This is a genomic window from Roseofilum sp. (genome assembly GCF_982964205.1).
The window spans coordinates 1-1,050 of the sequence record NZ_CEZBFX010000234.1 but is presented as its reverse complement, the minus strand read 5'-3'; the positions used below and the strand labels follow the sequence as shown (position 1 = coordinate 1,050).

The window sequence follows — 1,050 nt, the reverse complement described above, 5'->3', positions numbered from 1 at the left end:
GCCGCAAGTCAGTGTTGGAAAGTTCGACATTGCCAGGTAAATTGGCAGATTGTAGTACCAGAGATCCGGCAGAGTCGGAGATTTTTTTGGTTGAGGGAGATAGTGCGGGCGGCTCGGCTAAACAAGGACGCGATCGCCGATTTCAAGCGATTTTGCCCTTGCGCGGTAAAATCTTGAATATCGAGAAAACCGATGATGCCAAGATCTACAAAAATAATGAAATCCAATCCTTGATTACGGCATTGGGTTTAGGGATTAAGGGAGAAGACTTTAATGCCGAACAGTTGCGTTACCATCGGGTGGTGATTATGACCGATGCTGACGTGGACGGGGCCCATATTCGCACCCTGCTGTTAACCTTTTTCTATCGCTATCAACGGGATTTGGTAGACCAAGGCTATATCTATATTGCTTGTCCGCCGTTGTATAAGTTGGAGCGCGGCAAGCGGCATTACTATTGTTATAGCGATCGCGAATTACAAGAGCAGATTCGCCAATTCCCGGAGAATGCCAATTACAACATCCAACGGTTTAAAGGGTTGGGTGAAATGATGCCCGCTCAGTTGTGGGATACCACCATGAACCCGGAAACCCGGATGATGAAACGGGTAGAAATTGAAGATGCAGCCGAGGCAGACCGTATTTTCACGGTGTTAATGGGCGATCGGGTCGCTCCCCGTCGCGAGTTTATCGAAACCTACGGACCCAAATTAAACCTGGCTGATTTGGATATTTAAACCTCGGTCTTCCCTCGTGCCCTTCGACTCCGCTCAGGGCACGGGAGCATGTCATTTCCTTAGAATTTTGTCGGGGACATCAATCAATTCAATCAAGTTATTAGAGACACAACCTGCCTGAAAAAATGCTTGTTGGATCGAGGCAGGTAGAGCGTTAAAGCTCTGAGGCTGTAGTAACTCGATATGAAGAGTTTCGCACTCCCAATTTTCTTCTTCCTCAAATATATAGGGTTGAGATATATGGAGTAAGATACCTTCCCAAAAATTCCACTTCAGATGACCGAATGAGCGAAGCGCTCCCGTTTCCTGTTCA

The 1,050-nt window shown here is 47.0% G+C and carries 2 protein-coding genes; one reads left to right on the top strand and one right to left on the bottom strand.

All coding sequences use genetic code 11. The features are described from left to right. On the top strand, positions 1-737 hold a 737-nt coding region (locus tag AC3A14_RS24695; RefSeq protein ID WP_487779254.1), incomplete at its 5' end, for a toprim domain-containing protein. Between the two features lie 51 nt (positions 738-788). On the opposite strand, the gene AC3A14_RS24690 is transcribed toward AC3A14_RS24695, so the two are convergent. After that, positions 789-1,050, bottom strand: a 262-nt coding sequence (locus AC3A14_RS24690) for a hypothetical protein (RefSeq protein WP_487779253.1), incomplete at its 5' end; no start/stop codon positions are given.